Annotated in this window: 31 protein-coding genes; 1 reads left to right on the forward strand and 30 read right to left on the reverse strand. The window is 65.4% G+C overall.

The features are described from left to right. Positions 1 to 10: 10 nt before the first annotated feature. The 21 genes from rplO to E4M00_RS02660 all read right to left on the reverse strand — a co-directional run bounded on the left by rplO (position 11) and on the right by E4M00_RS02660 (position 10,891). The gene (gene rplO / locus E4M00_RS02560; RefSeq protein WP_135118953.1) at positions 11 to 742 is read right to left on the reverse strand and encodes a 50S ribosomal protein L15; all 732 of its coding nucleotides are present in this window, start codon (positions 740 to 742) and stop codon (positions 11 to 13) included. After that, on the reverse strand, positions 742 to 924 hold the full coding sequence (gene rpmD / locus E4M00_RS02565; RefSeq protein ID WP_183060650.1) for a 50S ribosomal protein L30: 183 nt from the start codon (positions 922 to 924) through the stop codon (positions 742 to 744). Before rpmD ends, rplO begins: the two co-directional genes overlap by 1 nt. Next, a complete protein-coding gene (gene rpsE / locus E4M00_RS02570; RefSeq protein WP_268765481.1) occupies positions 924 to 1,592 on the reverse strand; it encodes a 30S ribosomal protein S5 in 669 nt (222 codons plus the stop codon). Before rpsE ends, rpmD begins: the two co-directional genes overlap by 1 nt. A gap of 29 nt (positions 1,593 to 1,621) precedes the next feature. Then, on the reverse strand, positions 1,622 to 1,993 hold the full coding sequence (gene rplR, locus E4M00_RS02575; protein WP_055821334.1) for a 50S ribosomal protein L18: 372 nt from the start codon (positions 1,991 to 1,993) through the stop codon (positions 1,622 to 1,624). 2 nt (positions 1,994 to 1,995) lie between these two features. Then, complete coding sequence (gene rplF, locus E4M00_RS02580; protein ID WP_055821337.1) at positions 1,996 to 2,532, reverse strand: 50S ribosomal protein L6; 537 nt, start codon at positions 2,530 to 2,532, stop codon at positions 1,996 to 1,998. A 6-nt stretch (positions 2,533 to 2,538) separates the two neighbouring features. Continuing rightward, positions 2,539 to 2,937 carry a 30S ribosomal protein S8 gene (gene rpsH, locus E4M00_RS02585; protein ID WP_055821339.1) on the reverse strand — a complete coding sequence of 133 codons (399 nt, stop codon included), beginning with the start codon at positions 2,935 to 2,937 and terminating at the stop codon, positions 2,539 to 2,541. A gap of 148 nt (positions 2,938 to 3,085) precedes the next feature. Continuing rightward, positions 3,086 to 3,673 (reverse strand): 50S ribosomal protein L5, encoded by a 588-nt coding sequence (gene rplE / locus E4M00_RS02590; protein WP_055821342.1) that lies wholly within the window; start codon positions 3,671 to 3,673, stop codon positions 3,086 to 3,088. Then, positions 3,673 to 4,032, reverse strand: coding sequence for a 50S ribosomal protein L24 (gene rplX, locus E4M00_RS02595; protein ID WP_055821346.1), 360 nt, complete (start codon positions 4,030 to 4,032; stop codon positions 3,673 to 3,675). Before rplX ends, rplE begins: the two co-directional genes overlap by 1 nt. A gap of 3 nt (positions 4,033 to 4,035) precedes the next feature. Beyond that, entirely contained in the window at positions 4,036 to 4,404 is a 369-nt protein-coding gene (gene rplN, locus E4M00_RS02600) for a 50S ribosomal protein L14 (RefSeq protein WP_056165742.1), read from the reverse strand. 32 nt (positions 4,405 to 4,436) lie between these two features. Then, positions 4,437 to 4,745: a 30S ribosomal protein S17 gene (gene rpsQ / locus E4M00_RS02605; protein ID WP_055907435.1), complete on the reverse strand. Its 309-nt coding sequence runs from the start codon at positions 4,743 to 4,745 to the stop codon at positions 4,437 to 4,439. A gap of 2 nt (positions 4,746 to 4,747) precedes the next feature. Next, entirely contained in the window at positions 4,748 to 5,071 is a 324-nt protein-coding gene (gene rpmC, locus E4M00_RS18145) for a 50S ribosomal protein L29 (RefSeq protein WP_055821355.1), read from the reverse strand. Further along, positions 5,071 to 5,490: a 50S ribosomal protein L16 gene (gene rplP, locus E4M00_RS02615; protein ID WP_055821359.1), complete on the reverse strand. Its 420-nt coding sequence runs from the start codon at positions 5,488 to 5,490 to the stop codon at positions 5,071 to 5,073. The genes rpmC and rplP overlap by 1 nt, the downstream gene beginning before the upstream one ends. Then, on the reverse strand, positions 5,490 to 6,248 hold the full coding sequence (rpsC, locus tag E4M00_RS02620; protein ID WP_055907445.1) for a 30S ribosomal protein S3: 759 nt from the start codon (positions 6,246 to 6,248) through the stop codon (positions 5,490 to 5,492). The genes rplP and rpsC overlap by 1 nt, the downstream gene beginning before the upstream one ends. Further along, positions 6,248 to 6,613 carry a 50S ribosomal protein L22 gene (rplV, locus tag E4M00_RS02625; protein WP_082467805.1) on the reverse strand — a complete coding sequence of 122 codons (366 nt, stop codon included), beginning with the start codon at positions 6,611 to 6,613 and terminating at the stop codon, positions 6,248 to 6,250. Before rplV ends, rpsC begins: the two co-directional genes overlap by 1 nt. A 26-nt stretch (positions 6,614 to 6,639) precedes the next feature. Beyond that, a complete protein-coding gene (gene rpsS, locus E4M00_RS02630; RefSeq protein ID WP_055821365.1) occupies positions 6,640 to 6,921 on the reverse strand; it encodes a 30S ribosomal protein S19 in 282 nt (93 codons plus the stop codon). 12 nt (positions 6,922 to 6,933) lie between these two features. After that, positions 6,934 to 7,773 carry a 50S ribosomal protein L2 gene (gene rplB / locus E4M00_RS02635; RefSeq protein WP_055907448.1) on the reverse strand — a complete coding sequence of 280 codons (840 nt, stop codon included), beginning with the start codon at positions 7,771 to 7,773 and terminating at the stop codon, positions 6,934 to 6,936. Positions 7,774 to 7,790: 17 nt separating this feature from the next. Beyond that, positions 7,791 to 8,093, reverse strand: a complete 303-nt coding sequence (gene rplW, locus E4M00_RS02640; RefSeq protein WP_055821369.1) for a 50S ribosomal protein L23 — start codon at positions 8,091 to 8,093, stop codon at positions 7,791 to 7,793. Further along, complete coding sequence (gene rplD, locus E4M00_RS02645) at positions 8,090 to 8,749, reverse strand: 50S ribosomal protein L4 (protein ID WP_056165734.1); 660 nt, start codon at positions 8,747 to 8,749, stop codon at positions 8,090 to 8,092. Before rplD ends, rplW begins: the two co-directional genes overlap by 4 nt. 4 nt (positions 8,750 to 8,753) lie before the next feature. After that, positions 8,754 to 9,410: a 50S ribosomal protein L3 gene (rplC, locus tag E4M00_RS02650; protein WP_055821377.1), complete on the reverse strand. Its 657-nt coding sequence runs from the start codon at positions 9,408 to 9,410 to the stop codon at positions 8,754 to 8,756. 10 nt (positions 9,411 to 9,420) lie between these two features. Continuing rightward, positions 9,421 to 9,729, reverse strand: coding sequence for a 30S ribosomal protein S10 (rpsJ, locus tag E4M00_RS02655; RefSeq protein ID WP_055821380.1), 309 nt, complete (start codon positions 9,727 to 9,729; stop codon positions 9,421 to 9,423). A gap of 457 nt (positions 9,730 to 10,186) precedes the next feature. Then, entirely contained in the window at positions 10,187 to 10,891 is a 705-nt protein-coding gene (locus E4M00_RS02660; RefSeq protein WP_135118954.1) for a YoaK family protein, read from the reverse strand. Between the two features lie 40 nt (positions 10,892 to 10,931). On the opposite strand from E4M00_RS02660, the gene E4M00_RS02665 reads away from it, so the two are divergent. Continuing rightward, positions 10,932 to 11,387 carry an OsmC family protein gene (locus tag E4M00_RS02665; RefSeq protein WP_135118955.1) on the forward strand — a complete coding sequence of 152 codons (456 nt, stop codon included), beginning with the start codon at positions 10,932 to 10,934 and terminating at the stop codon, positions 11,385 to 11,387. Between the two features lie 33 nt (positions 11,388 to 11,420). Here the strand turns inward: E4M00_RS02665 and E4M00_RS02670 are convergent, their stop codons facing one another. From E4M00_RS02670 to E4M00_RS02710, 9 genes are all read right to left on the reverse strand, one after another. Further along, a complete protein-coding gene (locus E4M00_RS02670) occupies positions 11,421 to 12,632 on the reverse strand; it encodes an acyltransferase family protein (protein ID WP_167756793.1) in 1,212 nt (403 codons plus the stop codon). Between the two features lie 169 nt (positions 12,633 to 12,801). Then, a complete protein-coding gene (gene tuf, locus E4M00_RS02675) occupies positions 12,802 to 13,995 on the reverse strand; it encodes an elongation factor Tu (RefSeq protein ID WP_056165721.1) in 1,194 nt (397 codons plus the stop codon). Between the two features lie 173 nt (positions 13,996 to 14,168). Continuing rightward, a complete protein-coding gene (gene fusA / locus E4M00_RS02680) occupies positions 14,169 to 16,283 on the reverse strand; it encodes an elongation factor G (RefSeq protein WP_056165718.1) in 2,115 nt (704 codons plus the stop codon). A 76-nt stretch (positions 16,284 to 16,359) separates the two neighbouring features. After that, positions 16,360 to 16,830: a 30S ribosomal protein S7 gene (gene rpsG / locus E4M00_RS02685; RefSeq protein WP_055821398.1), complete on the reverse strand. Its 471-nt coding sequence runs from the start codon at positions 16,828 to 16,830 to the stop codon at positions 16,360 to 16,362. Continuing rightward, complete coding sequence (rpsL, locus tag E4M00_RS02690; protein WP_055821401.1) at positions 16,830 to 17,204, reverse strand: 30S ribosomal protein S12; 375 nt, start codon at positions 17,202 to 17,204, stop codon at positions 16,830 to 16,832. The genes rpsG and rpsL overlap by 1 nt, the downstream gene beginning before the upstream one ends. 323 nt (positions 17,205 to 17,527) lie before the next feature. Continuing rightward, complete coding sequence (locus E4M00_RS02695; RefSeq protein ID WP_327063203.1) at positions 17,528 to 18,154, reverse strand: spermidine/putrescine ABC transporter substrate-binding protein; 627 nt, start codon at positions 18,152 to 18,154, stop codon at positions 17,528 to 17,530. 93 nt (positions 18,155 to 18,247) lie between these two features. Beyond that, entirely contained in the window at positions 18,248 to 18,757 is a 510-nt protein-coding gene (locus tag E4M00_RS02700) for a DUF6121 family protein (RefSeq protein ID WP_135118957.1), read from the reverse strand. 138 nt (positions 18,758 to 18,895) lie between these two features. Continuing rightward, positions 18,896 to 19,873: a hypothetical protein gene (locus E4M00_RS02705; RefSeq protein ID WP_135118958.1), complete on the reverse strand. Its 978-nt coding sequence runs from the start codon at positions 19,871 to 19,873 to the stop codon at positions 18,896 to 18,898. 94 nt (positions 19,874 to 19,967) lie between these two features. Continuing rightward, a complete protein-coding gene (locus E4M00_RS02710; protein WP_135118959.1) occupies positions 19,968 to 20,672 on the reverse strand; it encodes a type 4a pilus biogenesis protein PilO in 705 nt (234 codons plus the stop codon).

Here is a 20,672-nt window from a genome sequence, read left to right on the forward strand (position 1 = left end):
GATGCAGGTACTACTTGACCGACCCGCCGGCGGCGACGATCTTCTGCTCAGCGGAGCCGGAGACCTTGTCGACCGTGACGTTCAGCTTGACAGCGATGTCACCGCTGCCGAGAACCTTGACCTTCTCGTTCTTGCGAACGGCGCCCTTGGCCACGAGGTCGGTGACGGTGACGTCGCCGCCCTTCGGGTAGAGCTCGGCGAGCTTCTCCAGGTTGACGACCTGGTACTCGACGCGGAAGGGGTTCTTGAAGCCGCGCAGCTTGGGAGTGCGCATGTGGAGGGGCATCTGGCCACCCTCGAATCCGATGCGCACGGTGTAGCGCGCCTTCGTACCCTTGGTACCGCGACCAGCGGTCTTACCCTTGGAGCCCTCACCGCGACCCACGCGGGTCTTGGCCTTCTTGGCACCGGGAGCAGGGCGCAGGTGGTGCACCTTGAGGACCTGCTCGCGAGCCTCGGTCGGCTCGGCCTTGGCCTTGGGCTTGGCAGCAGTGGCCGGAGCCTTGTCTGCAGCAGCCTTGTCGGCGGCGGCGGCCTTGGGGGCCGCCTTCTTGGCCGGAGCCTTGTCGGCAGCAGCAGCCTTCGGTGCAGCAGCCTTCTTGGCCGGAGCCTTGTCGGCAGCAGCAGCCTTGGGAGCAGCAGCCTTCTTGGCGGGTGCCTTCTCAGCAGCAGCCTTGGGGGCTGCAGCCTTCTTGGCAGGAGCCTTGACGGCGTCCTTCTCGGTTTCCTTGGCCTCAGCCATTAGTCGATCTCCTCAACCTTCACCAGGTGAGCGACGGTCTTGACGTAGCCACGGTTCTGAGGAGTGTCCTCACGAACGACGGACTGACCGATGCGCTTGAGTCCCAGGCTGCGAAGCGTGTCGCGCTGGTACTGCTTTTCACTAACTTTGGACTTGATCTGCGTGACCTTGAGCTGGGCCATCAGGCACCTGCCTTCACTGCTGCGGCAGCCTCGGCAGCCTGCGCCTCTGCACGGAGCAGACGGGCCGGAGCGACCTGGTCGTAGTCGAGGCCACGACGAGCGGCGACCGCACGCGGCTCTTCGAGCTGCTTGAGGGCCTCGACGGTGGCGTGCACGATGTTGATCGTGTTCGACGAACCGAGCGACTTGCTCAGCACGTCGTGGATACCGGCGCACTCGAGAACGGCGCGGACGGGGCCACCGGCGATAACACCGGTACCGGCACCGGCCGGACGCAGGAGGACGACACCGGCGGCTGCCTCACCCTGCACGGGGTGCGGGATGGTGCTGCCGACGCGGGGGACGCGGAAGAAGTTCTTCTTCGCCTCCTCGACGCCCTTCGAGATGGCGGTCGGGACCTCGCGGGCCTTGCCGTAGCCGACGCCGACGAGTCCGTTGCCGTCACCGACGACGACGAGGGCGGTGAAGCTGAAGCGACGTCCACCCTTGACGACCTTGGACACACGGTTGATGGTCACGACGCGCTCGAGGAACTGGCTCTTCTCGGCGTCGCGGCTTCCGCGGTCACGGTTCGGGTTGCGCTCACGGCCACCACGGCGAGCCTCACGAGGCTCTGCCTGTGCGGTCTCCGTCGATGCAGCGGTTTCCACCGGTGCCTCTGCGGTCACTTCTTGCTCCTTGTTGGGGGTGTTCTCGCTCACAGGTTGAGCCCTGCCTCTCGCGCTCCATCGGCGATAGCAGCGACGCGACCCGCGTACTTGCTTCCACCACGGTCGAATACGACGGCCTCGACACCGGCAGCCTTGGCACGCTCGGCGACGAGCTCGCCGACCTTGCGGGCCTTGGCGGTCTTGTCACCGTCGAACGTACGGAGGTCCGCCTCCATGGTCGATGCCGACGCGAGGGTGAAGCCCTTGCTGTCGTCGACGACCTGGACGAAGACGTGACGCGCGGAGCGGGTCACGACGAGACGCGGACGCAGCTCGGAGCCGACGACCTTCTTGCGCAGACGGGTGTGGCGGCGCGAACGCGCAGCCGACTTGCTCTTGCCTCTTGTTCCAAGAGCCATGATTACTTACCAGCCTTTCCGGCCTTACGGCGAACGACCTCACCGGCATAGCGGATGCCCTTGCCCTTGTAGGGCTCCGGCTTCTTGATCTTGCGGATGTTCGCGGCGGTCTCACCGACGGCCTGCTTGTCGATACCCGCGACGGTGATCTTGTTGTTGCCCTCGACGGTCAACGTGATGCCGGCAGGGGCCTCGACGGTGACGGGGTGCGAGAAGCCGAGCGCCAGCTCGAGAGAGGCACCCTTCTGGGCGACGCGGTAACCGGTACCGACGATCTCGAGTCCCTTGGAGTAGCCCGTGGTGACGCCGATGATCTGGTTGTTGATGAGGGTACGAGTGAGTCCGTGGAGCGAACGCGATGCGCGCTCGTCGTCGGGACGGGTGACGAGAACCTGGTTCTCCTCGACCGTGGCCTCGATCGGGGCGGCGATGGTGAGCGCGAGCTCGCCCTTCGGGCCCTTGACCGAGACGTCCTGGCCGTCGATCGTCACGGTGACGCCGGCGGGGATGTCAATGGGAAGTCGACCGATACGTGACATGTCGGATTACCACACGTAGGCGAGGACTTCTCCGCCTACGCCCTTCTTCTCGGCCTGGCGGTCGGTGAGCAGACCGCTGGAGGTGGACAGGATGGCAACGCCGAGGCCGCCGAGCACCTTGGGGATCTCGGTGGACTTCGCGTACACGCGGAGGCCGGGCTTCGAGACGCGCTTGATGCCTGCGATGGACCGCTCGCGGTTGGGGCCGAACTTGAGGTTCAGGGTGAGCGTCTGACCGACGCGTGCGTCGGCGACGTCGAAGCCGGCGATGTAACCCTCGCGCTGGAGGATCTCGGCAATGTGCGACTTGAGCTTGGAGTGCGGCATCGACACGGTGTCGTGGTGTGCCGAGTTCGCGTTGCGCAGTCTGGTCAGCATGTCTGCGACCGGATCTGTCATCGTCATGTGATGTTTTTCCTTCTATTCACCAGGTTTCGAGCATCCGTTACACGGAAGTCGACCTGTGGTGTTGGGGGCCCGGCGACTGCCTGACCCCGGTATTCCGATCGGCCCGCCTCCCGCCCGAAGGCGGAAGGCGAACCAACCGAACAGTCTACTGCTGGTTGTCGGCCGTCTTGAACGGGAAGCCGAGCTGCTTGAGCAGCGCGCGGCCCTCGTCGTCGTTCTTGGCAGTCGTCACGATCGTGATGTCCATGCCGCGAACGCGGTCGATCTTGTCCTGGTCGATCTCGTGGAAGACGCTCTGCTCCTGGAGACCGAAGGTGTAGTTGCCGGTTCCGTCGAACTGCTTGTCCGAGAGGCCGCGGAAGTCGCGGATACGGGGCAGTGCGAGCGAGAGCAGGCGGTCGAGGAACTCCCACATGCGGTCGCCGCGAAGCGTGACGTGGGCGCCGATGGGCTGACCCTCGCGAAGCTTGAACTGGGCGATCGACTTGCGGGCCTTCGTGACCTGCGGCTTCTGGCCGGTGATCTTGGTGAGGTCTGCAACCGCACCGTCGATGACCTTGCCATCACGAGCGGCCTCTCCGACACCCATGTTCACGACGATCTTCACCAGTCCGGGAACCTGGTGCACGTTCGTGTACCCGTTCTCCTTGGTGAGCTCGGCCGCGATCTCGGTGCGGTAGCGCTGCTTGAGGCGGGGCTGGATTTTGCCAGTTCCCACGGCAGTTTCAGTCATTACAGGTCCTTACCTGACTTCTTGGCGTAACGGATGCGGACCGTCTTGGTGACGCCGTCCTTCGTTACTTCTTCCGTACGGAAGCCGACGCGGGTCGGCTTCTTGGTCTCGGGGTCGACGATCGCGACGTTCGACACGTGGATCGGAGCCTCGTGCGTCTCGATGCCGCCGGTCTTCGTGCCACGCTGCGTCTGTCCGACGCGCACGTGCTTGGTCACGAAGTTGACGCCCTCGACGATGACGCGGTTCTTCTCGACCTGCACCTCGATGACCTTGCCCTGCTTGCCGCGATCTCCGCCGCGAGCCTGGCTGCGTCCCGAGATGACCTGGACGAGGTCACCCTTCTTGATGTTCGCCATGATTTAGATGACCTCCGGCGCCAGCGAGATGATCTTCATGAACTTCTTGTCGCGAAGCTCGCGACCGACCGGTCCGAAGATACGGGTGCCGCGGGGGTCACCGTCGTTCTTCAAGATCACTGCAGCGTTCTCATCGAACTTGATGTACGACCCGTCGGCACGACGGGTGTTCTTCTTGGTGCGGACGATGACGGCCTTGACCACATCGCCCTTCTTGACGTTTCCGCCGGGGATTGCATCCTTCACCGTCGCAACGATGGTGTCACCCAGGCCGGCGTAGCGCCGCTTGGATCCACCGAGAACGCGGATGGTGAGCAGCTCCTTGGCGCCGGTGTTGTCGGCGACCTTGAGGCGTGATTCCTGCTGAAGCACTTCTAACTCCTTCTATCAAGCAAGCCGGAGGCTTACTTGGCCTTCTCGAGGATCTCGACCAGGCGCCAGCGCTTGGAGGCGCTGAGGGGACGGGTCTCGCTGATGAGGACGAGGTCGCCGATGCCGGCCGTGTTGAGCTCGTCGTGCGCCTTCACCTTGGAGGTGCGGCGGATGACCTTGCCGTACAGCGGGTGCTTCACGCGGTCCTCGACCTCGACGACGATGGTCTTCTCCATCTTGTCGCTCGTGACGTAGCCACGACGGGTCTTGCGGTAGCCGCGAACGAGCTCAGCCGTCTCGGCGACCTCGACCGCAGCTGCGGCCTTCTTGGTCTCAGCCATGACTAGGCCTCCTTCGTCTCTGCAGCCTCGGTGACCTCGTCGGTCGCCTTGGCCTTCTTGGCGCTCTTCTTCTCAGCCTTGGCGGGAACCTCGACCGGTGCGGGAGTGGCACGAATGCCGAGCTCCCGCTCACGGATGACCGTGTAGATGCGAGCAATGTCGCGCTTGACCGCACGCAGGCGGCCGTGGCTCTCGAGCTGGCCGGTGGCCGACTGGAAGCGCAGGTTGAACAGCTCTTCCTTGCTCTTCTTCAGCTCTTCTACGAGACGCTCGTCGTCGTAGGTGTCGAGCTCGACTGAGGCGAGCTCCTTGGATCCGATCGCCATTATGCGTCGCCCTCCTCGCGCTTGATGATGCGTGCCTTGAGAGGCAGCTTGTGGATTGCACGGGTCATGGCCTCACGAGCGAGTTCCTCGGAGACGCCGGAGACCTCGAAGAGGACTCGACCCGGCTTGACGTTCGCGACCCACCACTCGGGCGAACCCTTACCGGAACCCATGCGGGTCTCGGCAGGCTTCTTGGTGAGCGGGCGGTCGGGGTAGATGTTGATCCACACCTTTCCACCGCGCTTGATGTGACGCGTCATCGCGATACGAGCGGACTCGATCTGACGGTTGGTCACGTAGGCGGAGGTCATGGCCTGGATACCGAACTCACCGAAGGTGACCTTGGTACCACCGGTGGCCTGGCCTGAACGGCCGGGGTGGTGCTGCTTACGGTGCTTGACTCGACGGGGAATCAACATTATGCCGACGCTCCTTCCGCGACCGGAGCCTCAGCGCGCGGTGCGCGGCGGGGGCGGTCGTCACGACGCTCGGGGCGCGACGACTTCTGGTTCGCCTGCTCGCGAGCGAGTTCCTTGTTGGTGATGTCGCCCTTGTAGATCCAGACCTTCACGCCGATGCGGCCGAAGGTGGTCTTCGCCTCGTAGAAGCCGTAGTCGATGTTCGCGCGGAGCGTGTGCAGCGGCACACGGCCTTCGCGGTAGAACTCCGAACGGCTCATCTCGGCGCCGCCGAGGCGGCCGGAGACCTGGATGCGGACACCCTTGACGGACGGGGTGCGCTGGGCGCCCTGCAGACCCTTGCGCATCGCGCGGCGGAAGGCCACACGTGCGGAGAGCTGCTCGGCGATGCCCTGCGCGACCAGCTGAGCATCGGACTCGGGGTTCTTGACCTCGAGGATGTTCAGCTGGATCTGCTTGGCGGTGAGCTTCTCGAGGTCGGCGCGGATGCGCTCGGCCTCTGCTCCACGCCGGCCGATGACGATGCCCGGGCGAGCGGTGTGGATGTCCACACGCACTCGGTCGCGGGTGCGCTCGATCTCGATGCGCGAGACTCCCGCGCGGTCGAGCGAGGTCTGCAGCAGACGACGGATCTTGATGTCCTCAGCGATGTAGTCGCTGTAGCGCTGACCCGGCTTGGTCGAGTCGGAGAACCAACGCGACACGTGGTCGGTCGTGATTCCCAGACGGAAACCGTAGGGGTTTACCTTCTGACCCATTACTTCGTACCCTCCTCAGGAGTGGCGAGCACAACAGTGATGTGGCTGGTGCGCTTCAAAATCTGGAATGCACGGCCCTGGGCACGCGGCTGGAAACGCTTGAGGGTTGCACCCTCGTCGACGAATGCCTTGGCGATGTACAGGTCCTGCTCGTCCAGGTAGGTGTTCGAGGCGTCGGCCTTGACTCGCGCATTCGCGATTGCCGAGGCAACCAGCTTGTACACGGGCTCACTTGCACCCTGCGGGGCGAACTTCAGGATGGCGAGTGCCTCCTGAGCCTGCTTTCCGCGGATGAGGTTGACGACGCGACGAGCCTTCTGGGGGGTGACGCGGATGTGTCGCACGCGTGCGATCGACTCCACCATTTCTTCTCCTCCTTCACGTCACCGCGTTAGCGGCGACGGCCCTTCTTGTCGTCCTTCACGTGTCCACGGAAGGTGCGGGTGGGCGCGAACTCGCCGAGCTTGTGCCCGACCATGGTCTCGGTGACGAACACCGGGATGTGCTTGCGACCGTCGTGCACCGCGATCGTGTGACCCAGCATGGCCGGGATGATCATCGAGCGGCGCGACCAGGTCTTGATCACGTTCTTGCTGTTGGCCTCGTTGGCCGAGATCACCTTGCGAAGCAGGTGGTCATCGACGAAGGGGCCCTTCTTGAGACTGCGTGGCATCTTCTACAACTCCTACTTACGCTTCTTGCCGACGTTGCGTCGACGGACAATGAGCTGGTCGCTGGGAAGGTTGCGCTTGCGTGTGCGGCCTTCCTTCTGTCCCCAGGGGCTGACCGGGTGACGTCCACCGGAGGTCTTACCCTCACCACCACCGTGGGGGTGGTCGACCGGGTTCATGGCGACACCACGCACGGTCGGGCGGACGCCCTTCCAGCGCATGCGGCCGGCCTTGCCCCAGTTGATGTTCGACTGCTCGGCGTTGCCGACCTCGCCGATCGTGGCGCGGCAGCGCGCATCAACATTGCGGATCTCGCCCGAGGGGAGACGCAGCTGGGCGTAGGGGCCATCCTTGGCGACGAGACGCACGGATGCGCCGGCCGAACGGGCCATCTTCGCGCCGCCACCGGGACGGAGCTCGATGGCGTGGATGACGGTACCCGTGGGGATGTTCTTCAGCGGGAGGTTGTTGCCCGGCTTGATGTCAGCGCTGGCGCCCGACTCGATCATGTCGCCCTGGGCGAGCTTGTTCGGAGCCAGGATGTAGCGCTTGGTGCCGTCTGCGAAGTGCAGCAGCGCGATACGGGCGGTGCGGTTGGGGTCGTACTCGATGTGAGCGACCTTGGCCGGCACGCCGTCCTTGTCGTTGCGCTTGAAGTCGATCACGCGGTACTGGCGCTTGTGGCCACCACCGATGTGACGGGTCGTGATGCGACCCTGGTTGTTACGTCCACCGGTCTTGGGCAGCGGACGAAGCAGCGACTTCTCGGGGGTCGAGCGGGTGATCTCTGCGAAGTCCGCAACAGACGAACCGCGGCGACCCGGCGTCGTGGGCTTGTACTTACGAATAGCCATAGTTATTCCTCTGCTCCCTAGCCGACAGCCGTGAAGATGTCGATGGAACCGGACTTGAGCGTGACGATGGCACGCTTGGTGTCCTTGCGCTTGCCCATACCGAACTTGGTGCGGCGGGTCTTGCCAACACGGTTGAGCGTGTTGATCGAAGCGACCTGGACGTTGAAGATCTTCTCGATGGCGAGCTTGATCTCGGTCTTGTTCGAACGCGGGTCCACGATGAACGTGTACTTGCCCTCGTCGATCAGGCCGTAGCTCTTCTCCGAGACGACCGGCGAGATGATGACATCGCGCGGGTCCTTGTTGTGGGCGGCGCTCATGCGGAGACCTCAACCTTCTTGGTCTTGGCTGCGATGAACGTGTCCAGAGCAGCCTTGGTGAAGACGATGTCGTCGGAGACGAGGACGTCGTAGGCGTTCAGCTGGTCGGCCGTGAGGGTGTGCACGGTCGGGATGTTGCGCACGGCCTTGAGAGCCTGCTCGTCACCGCGCGAGAGCACGATGAGAACGTGCTTCGACGTGGCGATCTGGTCGAGCAGGGCGATGACGGCCTTGGTCTTCGGGGTCTCACCGAGGGTGAGCGACTCGACGACGTGCACGCGGGCACCACGAGCGCGGTCCGAGAGAGCACCGAGCAGGGCTGCGGCGATCATCTTCTTGGGGGTGCGCTGCGAGTAGTCGCGGGGGGTGGGTCCGTGGACGATTCCACCACCGGTCATCTGAGGGGCGCGGATCGAGCCCTGACGAGCGCGACCGGTTCCCTTCTGCTTGAACGGCTTGCGGCCGGCGCCGGAGACCTCGCCACGGCTCTTCACCTTGTGCGTGCCCTGGCGAGCAGCTGCAAGCTGTGCCACGACGACCTGGTGGATGAGCGGGACGTTGGTCTGCACGTCGAAGAGCTCAGCGGGGAGCTCGACGGTGCCGGACTTCTTTCCAGTCACGTCGACGACGTCGACGGTGTTGGTAGCGGTAGCCATGTGGTTACGCCCCCTTCACTGCGGTGCGGACGAAAACGAGGCGGCCACGAGCGCCGGGAACGGCACCCTTGACCAGGATGAGGCCCTTCTCGGCGTCGATCGCCTGAACCTTGAGGTTCATGACGGTGACGCGCTCAGCACCCATGCGACCGGCCATGCGCATGCCCTTGAAGACACGGCTGGGGGTCGAGGAGGCGCCGATGGAGCCCGGCTTGCGGTGGTTGCGGTGCGAACCGTGCGAAGCGGAGACACCCTTGAAGTTGTGGCGCTTCATGACACCGGCGGTGCCCTTACCCTTGCTCGTGCCGACGACGTCGACGAGCTGTCCGGCCTCGAACACACCTTCAGCGGTGAGCTCCTGGCCGAGGGTGTAGTCGGCGGCGTCAGCCGTGCGCACCTCGGTGAGGTGACGACGCGGGGTGACTCCGGCCTTGTCGAAGTGACCGGCGGCAGGCTTGGTCACCTTGCGCGGGTCGATCTGGCCTGCGGCGATCTGCACGGCGCTGTAGCCGTCGACCTCTGCGGTACGAATCTGGGTGACCACGTTGGGCGTGATCTCGATGACGGTGACGGGGATGAGCTTGTTGTTCTCGTCCCACACCTGGGTCATGCCAAGCTTCGTGCCGAGCAGACCCTTGCTGGTCTTGTTAGCAGTAGACATGGTCGTTCCCTTAGAGCTTGATCTCGATGTTGACATCGGCCGGAAGGTCGAGGCGCATCAGCGAGTCGACAGCCTTGGGCGTCGGGTCGATGATGTCGATGAGGCGCTTGTGGGTGCGCATCTCGAAGTGCTCGCGGCTGTCCTTGTACTTGTGGGGGGAACGGATCACGCAGATCACGTTCTTCTCCGTCGGAAGCGGCACGGGGCCGACGACGGTTGCACCAGCACGGGTGACCGTGTCGACGATCTTGCGCGCCGAGGTGTCGATGACCTCGTGGTCGTATGACTTCAGTCGAATGCGGATCTTCTGTCCCGCCATGTCGAACTCTCTCTCTGTCAAGGCGTCTTACATCCCGACTCTCTCGAGCCGGCTGCATTGGACGCCGTCGTAGCACTACGTATGTCGCACCACTGTTTATCTGTCAATTGGCCGCCGGCCGGGCCTGTCCACACAACCGGACACGTGCATCCGATGATGTCGACAGACCCGCCCTGCGAGCCTGTCACCGACCCTCACGCCTCCGGCCTGGACCGGAAGAGGCACAGAGATAGACCCTGCGCTGTGATTGTCGATTAAGTCCGTCCTGCTGCCCGCGGCCTAACCTGATCCCGGAGGGAGGTTATGCACTGCCTGGCAGTGATTCGAAGACGCGCGAACACACAGTCATCCGAAATGCTGAACTAGTCGAGTTTGCCACACTGGGAGCCATGCTGCAAGCCCGGGCGTGTCGCGCCCCGGCGACTCCCAGCTTCAGCGTCATTCCGGGGCACGCCCGTCACCCGAGTGCGGCTTCTTCCCGCCTGCGGGCGACGTGCAGCAGGGCCACGGCGACGAGCATCAGCAGCGCCGCGACGACGAGTGCCGAGGCTCCTCCCGTGAAGCGCACGAGCAGCGCTCCCCCGGCGCCGCCGAGCCCCATGGCCAGCACGGCACCGAGGCGCCGCCGCCACTTGTCTCCCGTGCCCCCGGCCAGTCGGCTGTCGATCGCGAGGTTGGCGAGAGTCGAGGTGACCACGATCGTCGTCACGTCGGTGATGCCGGTGGCGCGCACGCTCGCCGCCTGTGCCCCCATGACGATGGCCAGAAGCCCGGTCACGGCGAGCAGGAGCACCCCCTCGAGGGTGCTCACGGCGAGCCAGATGATGCCGAGCGCCAGCGCCAGCGCGGCGGAACCGAGCAGCACGGCGAGGTTGGCTGTCGGGAGGCGACTGGCATGCACCCGGCCGCGCACGATGCGCGCGCACACCAGCGCACCGATCAGGAAGCCGACCAGCGCGACCACGTTGTTGAGCAGGGGGGTCGTTCCGGTGCCGGCGAGGGCGAAGCCGATGAACAGCACGTTGCCGGTCATGTTGCCGGTGAAGACCCTGTCGAGGGCTAGGTAGCTGACGGCGTCGACGACCCCCGTCGAGAAGGTGAGGAGCTGGAGTGCCGGCAGGAACGCGACGTCGAAGCGTCGCTCGGTCACGGCATCCGTCATACGCTCAACGGTACAGACAGAACGACGTGGGGACGGTTGCATGACGAACGACAGGATTCCGACGGGTGTGCGCGTGGCACCGGGCAGTGTCTCGGCCACCAGGGTGGGCGAGCGGACGTTCGAGGGGAGGAACGATCGCGGTTCGACGGTGCTGATAGGTCCGACGTCGGTCGACGGTGCGTTCACGCCGGGTGAACTGCTGAAGGCCGCGCTGGCCGGATGCGCCGGCATGAGCGCCGACTCGGTGATCGCACGCAGACTCGGCGACGACTTCACAGCGACGTACTGGGCTCACGGCACCTCGGACGAGGCCGAGAACCGCTACAAGGCGATCGACGAGGAGATCGTGATCGACGGCCTCGACGAGATGAGCGTCGAGGATCGGGCGAAGCTGATCAACCTCATCGAGCGGTCGATCGAGAAGTCGTGCACCGTCGCCAGGAGTGTCGGGAGCGCCATCGACCTGTCGACCACGATCAACGGCACCGAGGTCTGACCTCGGCGACTGCCACTGATCAGGCGATGCCCATCATGGGGAACTGCTGCGGCAGGCGAGGTTCTCGGCCTCTTCGCTGAGCGCGTTCGCCGCCACGGCGGACGTCCCGATGATGGCGACTCCCATCGCCGCCGCTCCCACGATGATGGTGCGCGTGCGCAGGCGGTGGCTGGCGACGCCGAAACGGATCGGGTCCTCGATGAGGCGGGTGGTCCCCCACGCCAGCAGCAGCGAGATCGCGAGGAGGAGGAGCATCACCGGGGTCTCGCTCGGCCGCCCCGTGATGTACGGCGTCAGCATGACGACGGGCCAATGCCACAGGTAGAGCGCGTAGGAGATCCCACCGATCCAGAGCACCGGCCCGAAGGCGATCAGACGGCCGGTCGACCACGCGACTGCGGGCGTTCCCGCCCAGATGACGGCGGCCGCGCCGAGCACCGGCATCAGCACGAGCAGGCCGGGGAAGGCATCGACGTCGGTGGCGATGTAGACGGATGCGACGATCAGGGCGAGCCCGACCCACGACGTGGCCGCGCGCAACCGCTCGTGGCCCAGGGCGACCGGAACGCAGGCGAGCAGCCCGCCGATGCCGAACTCCCACGCACGGCTGAGGGTGGAGAAGTACGCCAGGTTGTTGTCGATGCCGACGAGCACGAGCGAGGAGATGAAGGAGAGCGCCGTGACCACTGCGAGGAGCGCGACGACGACCCGCATCCTGGGCCGGATGAAGCGCGAGGCGATCCAGACGCCGGTGAGGATGACCAGCGGCCAGACGAGGTAGAACTGCTCCTCGACCGAGAGCGACCAGTAGTGCTGCACCGGAGTGGACTCGAGGCCTGGCGCCCCCTGCTGGGACTCGATCGACTGCGTCCAGTTCTCGATGAAGAGCGTGCTCGCCAGGATCTCGCGGAACCAGCGCGCGGCCTCGGCCGGGGGAACGACGATGGCCGTCACGACCGATGTGACGGCGAGCACCAGCAACGCCGACGGCAGGATGCGGCGTACGCGGCGTCCGTAGAAGCGGCCGAACCGGATGCGGCCGGTCTGGGCGGCATCCCGCAGCAGGATGCCCGTGATCAGGAACCCCGAGACGACGAAGAAGACGTCGACGCCCACGTAACCCGCCGGGGAGAGGGCGGGCCAGAAGTGGTACAGGACCACGACGCCGACGGCGAGGGCACGCAGAGCCTGGATCTCGGGGCGCGCCGGAACCTGGTCGGGCCTGACCGCGTTCTCGCTGTGCACGATCCCACGCAAACACGGCCTCCATGCGAACGCAAGGGGTTGCAGGGGACTCTCACGCAAACGGAATCTGCCCGAAAAACACGAAAAAGGGCCGGACCCGAAGGCCCGACCCTGTTCCGTGCATCTCGATACGCGTCGCGCTTCGCGCGTCGCTACTCGATGAGCGGTGTTACTTGATGATGCTGGTGACCGTACCGGCACCCACGGTGCGTCCACCCTCACGGATGGCGAAGCCGAGGCCCTCTTCCATGGCGATCGGCTGGATCAGCGCGACGGTCATGTCGGTGGTGTCGCCGGGCATGACCATCTCGGTGCCCTCGGGCAGCGTGATGACGCCGGTGACGTCGGTGGTGCGGAAGTAGAACTGCGGACGGTAGTTCGCGTAGAACGGGTTGTGACGCCCACCCTCATCCTTGGACAGGATGTACGCGGTGCCCTCGAAGTCGGTGTGCGGCGTGACCGAACCCGGCTTGACGACGACCTGGCCGCGCTCGACATCCTCGCGCTTGGTGCCGCGGAGGAGCAGACCACAGTTCTCGCCGGCCCATGCCTCGTCGAGCTGCTTGTGGAACATCTCGATACCAGTGACCGTGGTCTTCTGCGTCGGGCGGATGCCGACGATCTCGACCTCGGAGTTGATCTTGAGGGTTCCACGCTCGGCGCGGCCGGTGACGACGGTTCCACGACCGGTGATCGTGAAGACGTCCTCGACGGGCATGAGGAACGGCTTGTCCTTGTCGCGGATCGGGTCCGGAACGGACTCGTCGACGGCGTCCATGAGCGTGAGGATCGACTGGACCCACTTCTCGTCACCCTCGAGAGCCTTGAGGCCCGAGACCTGAACGACGGGGGCGTTGTCGCCATCGAAGCCCTGGCTGGAGAGCAGCTCGCGAACCTCGAGCTCGACGAGCTCCAGGATCTCCTCGTCGTCGACCATGTCGGACTTGTTCAGCGCGACGAGCAGGTAGGGAACGCCGACCTGCTTGGCGAGCAGCACGTGCTCACGCGTCTGAGCCATCGGGCCGTCGGTGGCGGCGACCACGAGGATCGCGCCGTCCATCTGGGCAGCACCGGTGATCATGTTCTTGATGTAGTCAGCGTGACCAGGAGCGTCGACGTGCGCGTAGTGGCGCTTCGGCGTCTCGTACTCGACGTGCGAGATGTTGATCGTGATGCCGCGCTGGCGCTCCTCGGGAGCGGAGTCGATCGACGCGAAGTCGCGCTGCACGTTGGTGGCAGACGGGAACTTGTCCGCGAGCACCTTCGAGATAGCGGCGGTGAGCGTGGTCTTGCCGTGGTCGACGTGACCGATCGTTCCGATGTTGACGTGCGGCTTGGTCCGCTCGAACTTGGCCTTAGCCACTGTGGGTCCTCCTCAGGACTCGTGTAGAAGCGCCGGGCGCTGGATTGCACTCGGTTTCTACGGGGGTTTGTGTTGTCATGTTACTTCATCAACCGGGGCGTGAACCGGGGGAGCTGGGCTCCCCCGGCGCCGACATTGCTGTCAGTGCTCCAGCGCGGTGAACGCAGGTGGTGTTACTCGCCCTTGTTCTTCTGGACGATCTCGTCGGCGACTGCCTTCGGGACCTCCGAGTAGCTGTCGAACGTCATCGAGTACACGGCGCGGCCCGAGGTCTTCGAGCGCAGGTCGCCGATGTATCCGAACATCTCCGACAGGGGGACGTTGGCGCGAATGACCTTCACACCACTGGCGTCCTCCATGGACTGGATCTGCCCGCGGCGCGAGTTCAGGTCGCCGATGACGTCACCCATGTATTCCTCAGGGGTGCGCACCTCGACGGCCATCAGCGGCTCGAGCAGAACCGGGTTCGCCTTGCGAGCGGCTTCCTTGAAGCCCATCGATCCGGCGATCTTGAACGCCATCTCCGAGGAGTCGACGTCGTGTGCGGCGCCGTCAAGAAGACTTGCCTTGACGCCGACCATCGGGTATCCGGCCAGGATGCCGTACTGCATGGCGTCCTGGAATCCGGCATCGACCGAAGGAATGTACTCACGGGGAACGCGACCACCGGTGGTCTTGTTCTCGAAGAGGTAGGTCTGATCGGCCGTGACCTCGAGGGGCTCCAGCGCGAACTGGATCTTGGCGAACTGGCCCGATCCACCCGTCTGCTTCTTGTGGGTGAAGTCGTGACGCTCGACGGCCTTCTTGATCGTCTCGCGGTAGGCGACCTGGGGCTTGCCCACGTTGGCCTCGACGTTGAACTCGCGCTTCATGCGGTCGACCAGGATGTCGAGGTGCAGCTCGCCCATTCCCTTGATGACCGTCTGACCGGTCTCCTGGTTCTGCTCGGTGCGGAAGGTCGGGTCCTCCTCGGCGAGCTTCTGGATCGCGGTACCGAGCTTCTCCTGGTCGGCCTTGGTCTTCGGCTCGATGGCGACCTCGATGACGGGCTCCGGGAAGGTCATCGACTCGAGCACGACCTGGTTGTCGGGGTCGCACAGGGTGTCACCCGTGGTCGTGTCCTTGAGGCCGATGACGGCGTAGATGTTGCCGGCGGTCACCGAGTCGACGGGGATCTCCTTGTTGGCGTGCATCTGGAAGATCTTGCCGATGCGCTCCTTCTTGCCCTTGGTCGAGTTGATGACCTGGGCACCCGAGTCGAGACGACCCGAGTAGACGCGCACGTAGGTGAGGCGACCGAAGAACGGGTGCACGGCGACCTTGAACGCCAGAGCCGTGAAGGGCTCGGTGGAGTCGGCGTGACGCATGACGACCTTCTCCTCGTCGCGAGCGTCGTGCGCCTCGATGGCGGGGACGTCGAGCGGGGAGGGGAGGAAGTCGATGACGGCGTCGAGCATCGGCTGCACGCCGCGGTTCTTGAACGCGGAACCGCAGAGAACGGGGTAGATCTCCGAGTTGACGGTGAGCTTGCGGATCGCGGCCTTGATCTCGGCCACGGTCAGCTCGTCGCCACCGAAGTACTTCTCCATGAGGTCGTCGCTGGTCTCGGCGACGGTCTCGAGGAGGAGGGTGCGGTACTCCGCAGCCTTCTCGACGAGGTCGGCGGGGATCTCCTCGATGGCGTACTTGGCGCCCATCTGGACGTCACCCTTGGCGTCTCCACGCCAGGTGAGTGCACGCATCTCGATGAGGTCGACGACGCCCTCGAAGTTCGACTCGGAGCCGATCGGGAGCTGCAGGACCAGCGGCTTGGCGCCGAGGCGCTTCACGATGGTCTCGACGGTGAAGTAGAAGTCGGCGCCGAGCTTGTCCATCTTGTTGACGAAGCAGATGCGCGGGACGTTGTACTTGTCGGCCTGACGCCAGACGGTCTCGGACTGGGGCTCGACGCCCTCCTTGCCGTCGAAGACGGCGACGGCGCCATCGAGCACGCGGAGCGAACGCTCCACCTCGACAGTGAAGTCGACGTGACCGGGGGTGTCGATGATGTTGATCTGGTTCTTGTTCCAGTAGCAGGTCACGGCGGCAGACGTGATCGTGATGCCGCGCTCCTTCTCCTGCTCCATCCAGTCGGTCGTCGAGGCGCCGTCGTGGGTCTCGCCGATCTTGTGGTTGACGCCCGTGTAGAACAGGATGCGCTCAGTTGTCGTCGTCTTGCCAGCATCGATGTGGGCCATGATGCCGATGTTGCGGACCTTGCTCAGGTCGGTGAGCACGTCTTGTGCCACGGGGTGTCCTCCGAAAAGTTGTTGGGGTGAAGATGGGGCGGATGCCGCGACGCGAGTCGCGGCATCCGCCTGCCGACTACCAGCGGTAGTGGGCGAATGCCTTGTTCGACTCGGCCATCTTGTGAGTGTCCTCACGACGCTTCACAGCGGCACCGAGGCCGTTGGACGCGTCGAGGATCTCGTTGGTGAGGCGCTCGGTCATGGTCTTCTCGCGACGAGCCTTGGCGTAGCTGGTGAGCCAGCGCAGCGCCAGGGTGTTCGCGCGGTGAGGCTTGACCTCGACCGGAACCTGGTAGGTGGAGCCACCGACGCGACGCGACCGGACCTCGAGGGTCGGGCGCACGTTGTCGAGTGCCTTCTTCAGGGTGACGACGGCGTCCTGGCCATTCTTAGCCGAGACACCCTCGAGTGCGTCGTACACGATGCGCTCGGCGATGGCCTTCTTGCCATCCTTGAGGATCTTGTTGACGAGCTGGCTGACGATCGGTGCGCCGTAGACGGGGTCTGCGACGACGGGGCGCTTGGGCGCGGGTCCTTTACGAGGCATTACTTCTTGTCCATCTTCGCTCCGTAGCGGCTACGCGCTTGCTTACGGTTCTTGACCGCCTGGGTGTCGAGTGCGCCGCGAACGATCTTGTAGCGCACACCGGGGAGGTCCTTCACACGACCGCCGCGCACGAGCACCATCGAGTGCTCCTGCAGGTTGTGGCCCTCACCGGGAATGTAGGCCGTGACCTCGGTTCCGTTGGAGAGCTTCACACGGGCGACCTTGCGGAGAGCCGAGTTCGGCTTCTTCGGCGTCGTCGTGTAGACGCGCGTGCAGACGCCGCGCTGCTGGGGGTTGGCCTTCAGAGCGGGAGCCTTGGTCTTCGAGACCTTCGGCGTGCGCCCCTTACGGACCAACTGCTGAATGGTTGGCACTATTTCTCCTTGTTGTGCTGCACGGTGACAGCTTGATGATTTGTTTCACATCACGACCCACCGGCATCGCAGACGAGCGAAGCCTTTTGTATGGTGGGTATGCCGTGGGGGCAGCCCGTTCAGGGCTCCCTTCCTTGTGGCCCTCGGTCGCCAGCTCATCTCCCGGCCGGAGCCGGGGCATGAAGCAAGCGCGCACAGGAGCGCACACCCGCCCTACTCTACCGCCCGCCACACAGGCGGTCAAACGCGGGCGCGTGTCTCACGGCCCGTGCACAGGCAGGGTTCAGGTGCACTGCAACGCGGATGTCGGCATCCGCATTCCCTCAGAAGCCGGGCCAGAGCGGGGAGTCGAGTTCTCGGTCGAGGTCGGCGAGGAGCTGGGCGATCTGCGGCTCGACGATGTCGCCCACGGCCTTCTCGATGCGGTCGCGGTGCTGCACCAGTTCGACGCACACCCGGCGCCCGATCTGCTTGGCGTACTGGTCGGCGAGCTTGACCTCGGCGCGGATGGCCTCCTTCTCGGGCTCCGACAGAGGTTCGGGCGGCGGCGGTGCCAGCTCGGCAGCCGTCTCGCTGGCGAGCTCACCCAGGGTGAAGAGGTACGGCTGGCCGGGTTCCGGCTCCGGATCGAGTTCGAGGCCCGTCACCTCGGGAGGCAGCCCCTCCCCCGGTCGGTACGGCCGGTGCGCCTTGCGCTCCTCGCTGAGTCGGATCTCGCGGCGCAGCAACGGGAGATTACGGTCGGTGTAATCGTCGACCGCCGAGTCGATGATGAGCTTCATGCGCATCGAGAGCGCGTGCTGCACGGCGTGCGGGACATCGGTGGAGAGGCCGGCTGCGGCGATGATCGGCGAACCGAAGCACCGACGGCACAGCCTCGTTCGCGAACGATGGGTGCCGGGGCGCCATTTAGGCAGCCACCGCAGCCAGTTGTCGACTTCGTGGCTCACACGGGCTTCGATCGAGCCTTCCACGATTCTCACCGTACAGTCCGCCGCGTGATTCCGGGGCGAATCGGGCGGAACTCGCTGGCGGGAGCGCTGTCAGTCCCTGCCCGACTTCTCCCACGGCCAGAGAGGCCTGAGACCCCCGTGCAGCTGGCGCAGCAGCACGAGCAGGTAGAGCACCGCCGTGATGACGGCGAGCAGGAAGACGACGAGAGTGAACAGGCGCAGGACGTGATGCCCGAGGAACAGCACGGCGTCGAGCAGGTCGCCCGTCGTCGCCGAGTAGACGACGGCCCCGGCCAGGAGGTAGGCGGCCGTCGTCGCGACCCCCGTGGCGGCGATGGCCCAGAGGGAGATGAAGCGCGAGGTGGCATCGACGCGGATGCCGACGACGATGAGGGCGCTGAACAGCACGAAGGCGGCAGCGGCGACCATGAGCGGGCCGACGAGGGGACCGGCATCCGCCTCGTCGATGACACTCACGTCGGTGATGAGGCTGGCGAATCCGAACGCGCAGACGACGGCGGCGACGAAGGCGACGAGCGCGAACACCGCGAGCGTGAGCACGACCCGGCGCGGAGCCTGCTCGGATGCGGGGACGGACATGCTCTCAGGCTACGCGGGATGGGAGCGGCATCCGCGAGTCACGGCGCGCTGCGGATGCCGCCGAGAACGCAGAGACCGCGGGTGCCCGTGGATCGGCACCCGCGGTCTCTGCGGTTTCGGCGGGCTGCTGCCCGGCTGTCAGCGACTGAGCGTCGGCCCCTCGGCGAGCACGCGCTCGTACTCGACGCGTGCTGCGGCGTTGCGCTCGGTGACCTTGCGTCCGCGGGAGGCGATCCAGGCGCCGAACCAGATCGGCACCTCGCGGGCGATGACGGCTGCACCGATCGCGAGCGGGTCGAACCAGCGGTTGGCGAGGAAGGCGACGGACTCGTCGTAGGTGAGGTTCCAGGCGCCGACCGTCAGCAGCGAAGCCCCGATGTAGGAGAAGTAGACGAGTACGGCGCCGAAGAAGGCACCGACGACCCACGACCACCACCCGGCCCGGTTGATGATGGCGGCGAGCAGGGCGAAGGCGCCGAAGAAGGCGATGATCGGAACGTAGAAGACCGGGCGGATCGCGAAGTCCATGAACGCGTCTGCCGCACCGTCGCCGGTGAAGACGCCCGCGGTGATGAGCGCGACGATCGAGTACAGGATGGCGAACACCGCTGTCGCGATGAGGCCGACCAGGATTCCGAAGCCGCGGTTGCCCTTGTCGACGGGCGGCGTCGGAGCCTGCACGTAGATGGGAGTGGCTTGGGCCGGGTAGGCGTCGTTGGGGTAGCTCACCGTGGGAGCCTCGTCGACGACGGGCTGGGCGGGTGCGGTCGTGGCCGCCGCCGCGGCCGGAGCCGCGATCGTGGAGGGCGAGACGTAGGGTTCTGGCTCGGCCGCGTAGTCGTAGTCGATGGGCTCGGCGACGGGAGCGGCATCCGGAGTCGTGTCGACGGCCGGTGCGACATACGGTCCAGCAGGCTCCGGTGCCGGCGGCTCGATGAGCGGCTCGGGTTCCGCAACCGGCGCGGCAGGCTCGGCTACGGGCTCTGCGGGGGTGTCGATGACCGTGGTCGCGCCCGTGGACGCGTCGACGGGAGCACCCGCGACCTGCGTCGGGCCCGTGGTCGGCGTGGGCTCGTTCGTGGGCTCTGCGGCCCCGTTCGGCTCCGTCGTGCTCATCTGTCGTACTCCTCCCGCGCCCAGCGGGCGCCCATTCGTTGCTCAGACTAGCAACGGGGCGCCTGGTGGAGCGTTAGGGCGTGCCGGACGGCGCTCAACCCGCAGGAGCACTCGCAGCCGCTGGTGCGCCGCCAGCTCCGGCTGGGAGTAGCACGTAGATGAAGCCGTCGACGGTGAGGGTGTTGTCTTCTGTCCGATCCACGGTGGTTACTGAGAACTGCCTCGCACCGAACTGCACTCCATGCAGGAAGGAGAACAGCTTGTCGCTGTTGTCGGCCGAGACCGTGATCGTGATCGGCAGGGTCATCAGGTTGCTCGATGTCACCGCTCCACTCGCGTATGTCGCAGGAGCTGCCACTACGGGAGCAGCGGCCGGATCCTCGGCGGGCGCCGCGGCGGCTGCATCGCCTCCGTCGGCGTCTGGCGTCGCAGCGGCGGGGGCAGCGGCGGGAGCGTAGGCGACGGCATCCAGGGCGTCATACGATTCGACAGTCACTCCAGCGGCAGCAGCGATAGCGTCGATCTGGCGAATGAAGGTCGGGTAATCGGCTGAGGCTGGAAGCCCCTGCGAGACCGTTGCGGCCTGCGCATTGAGCTGATCGATCTGCGCCTTGTCGGCGGCGAGGGACGTCAGCTCCGCCTGCAGCTTGGCGTTCTGCAGTTCGACGTCCTGTAGCGATGAGTCGGCTACGGATGCTGCAGCCAGCTGCGGCGATACTCCGAGGAAATAGCCACCAGCGAGGATGACAACTGCCATGAGCACCGCACCGATGATCCAGAGACGGTCTCTCGAGTTCAT

Source organism: Orlajensenia leifsoniae (assembly GCF_004570845.1).
In the GTDB taxonomy this organism is placed as follows: domain Bacteria; phylum Actinomycetota; class Actinomycetes; order Actinomycetales; family Microbacteriaceae; genus Orlajensenia; species Orlajensenia leifsoniae.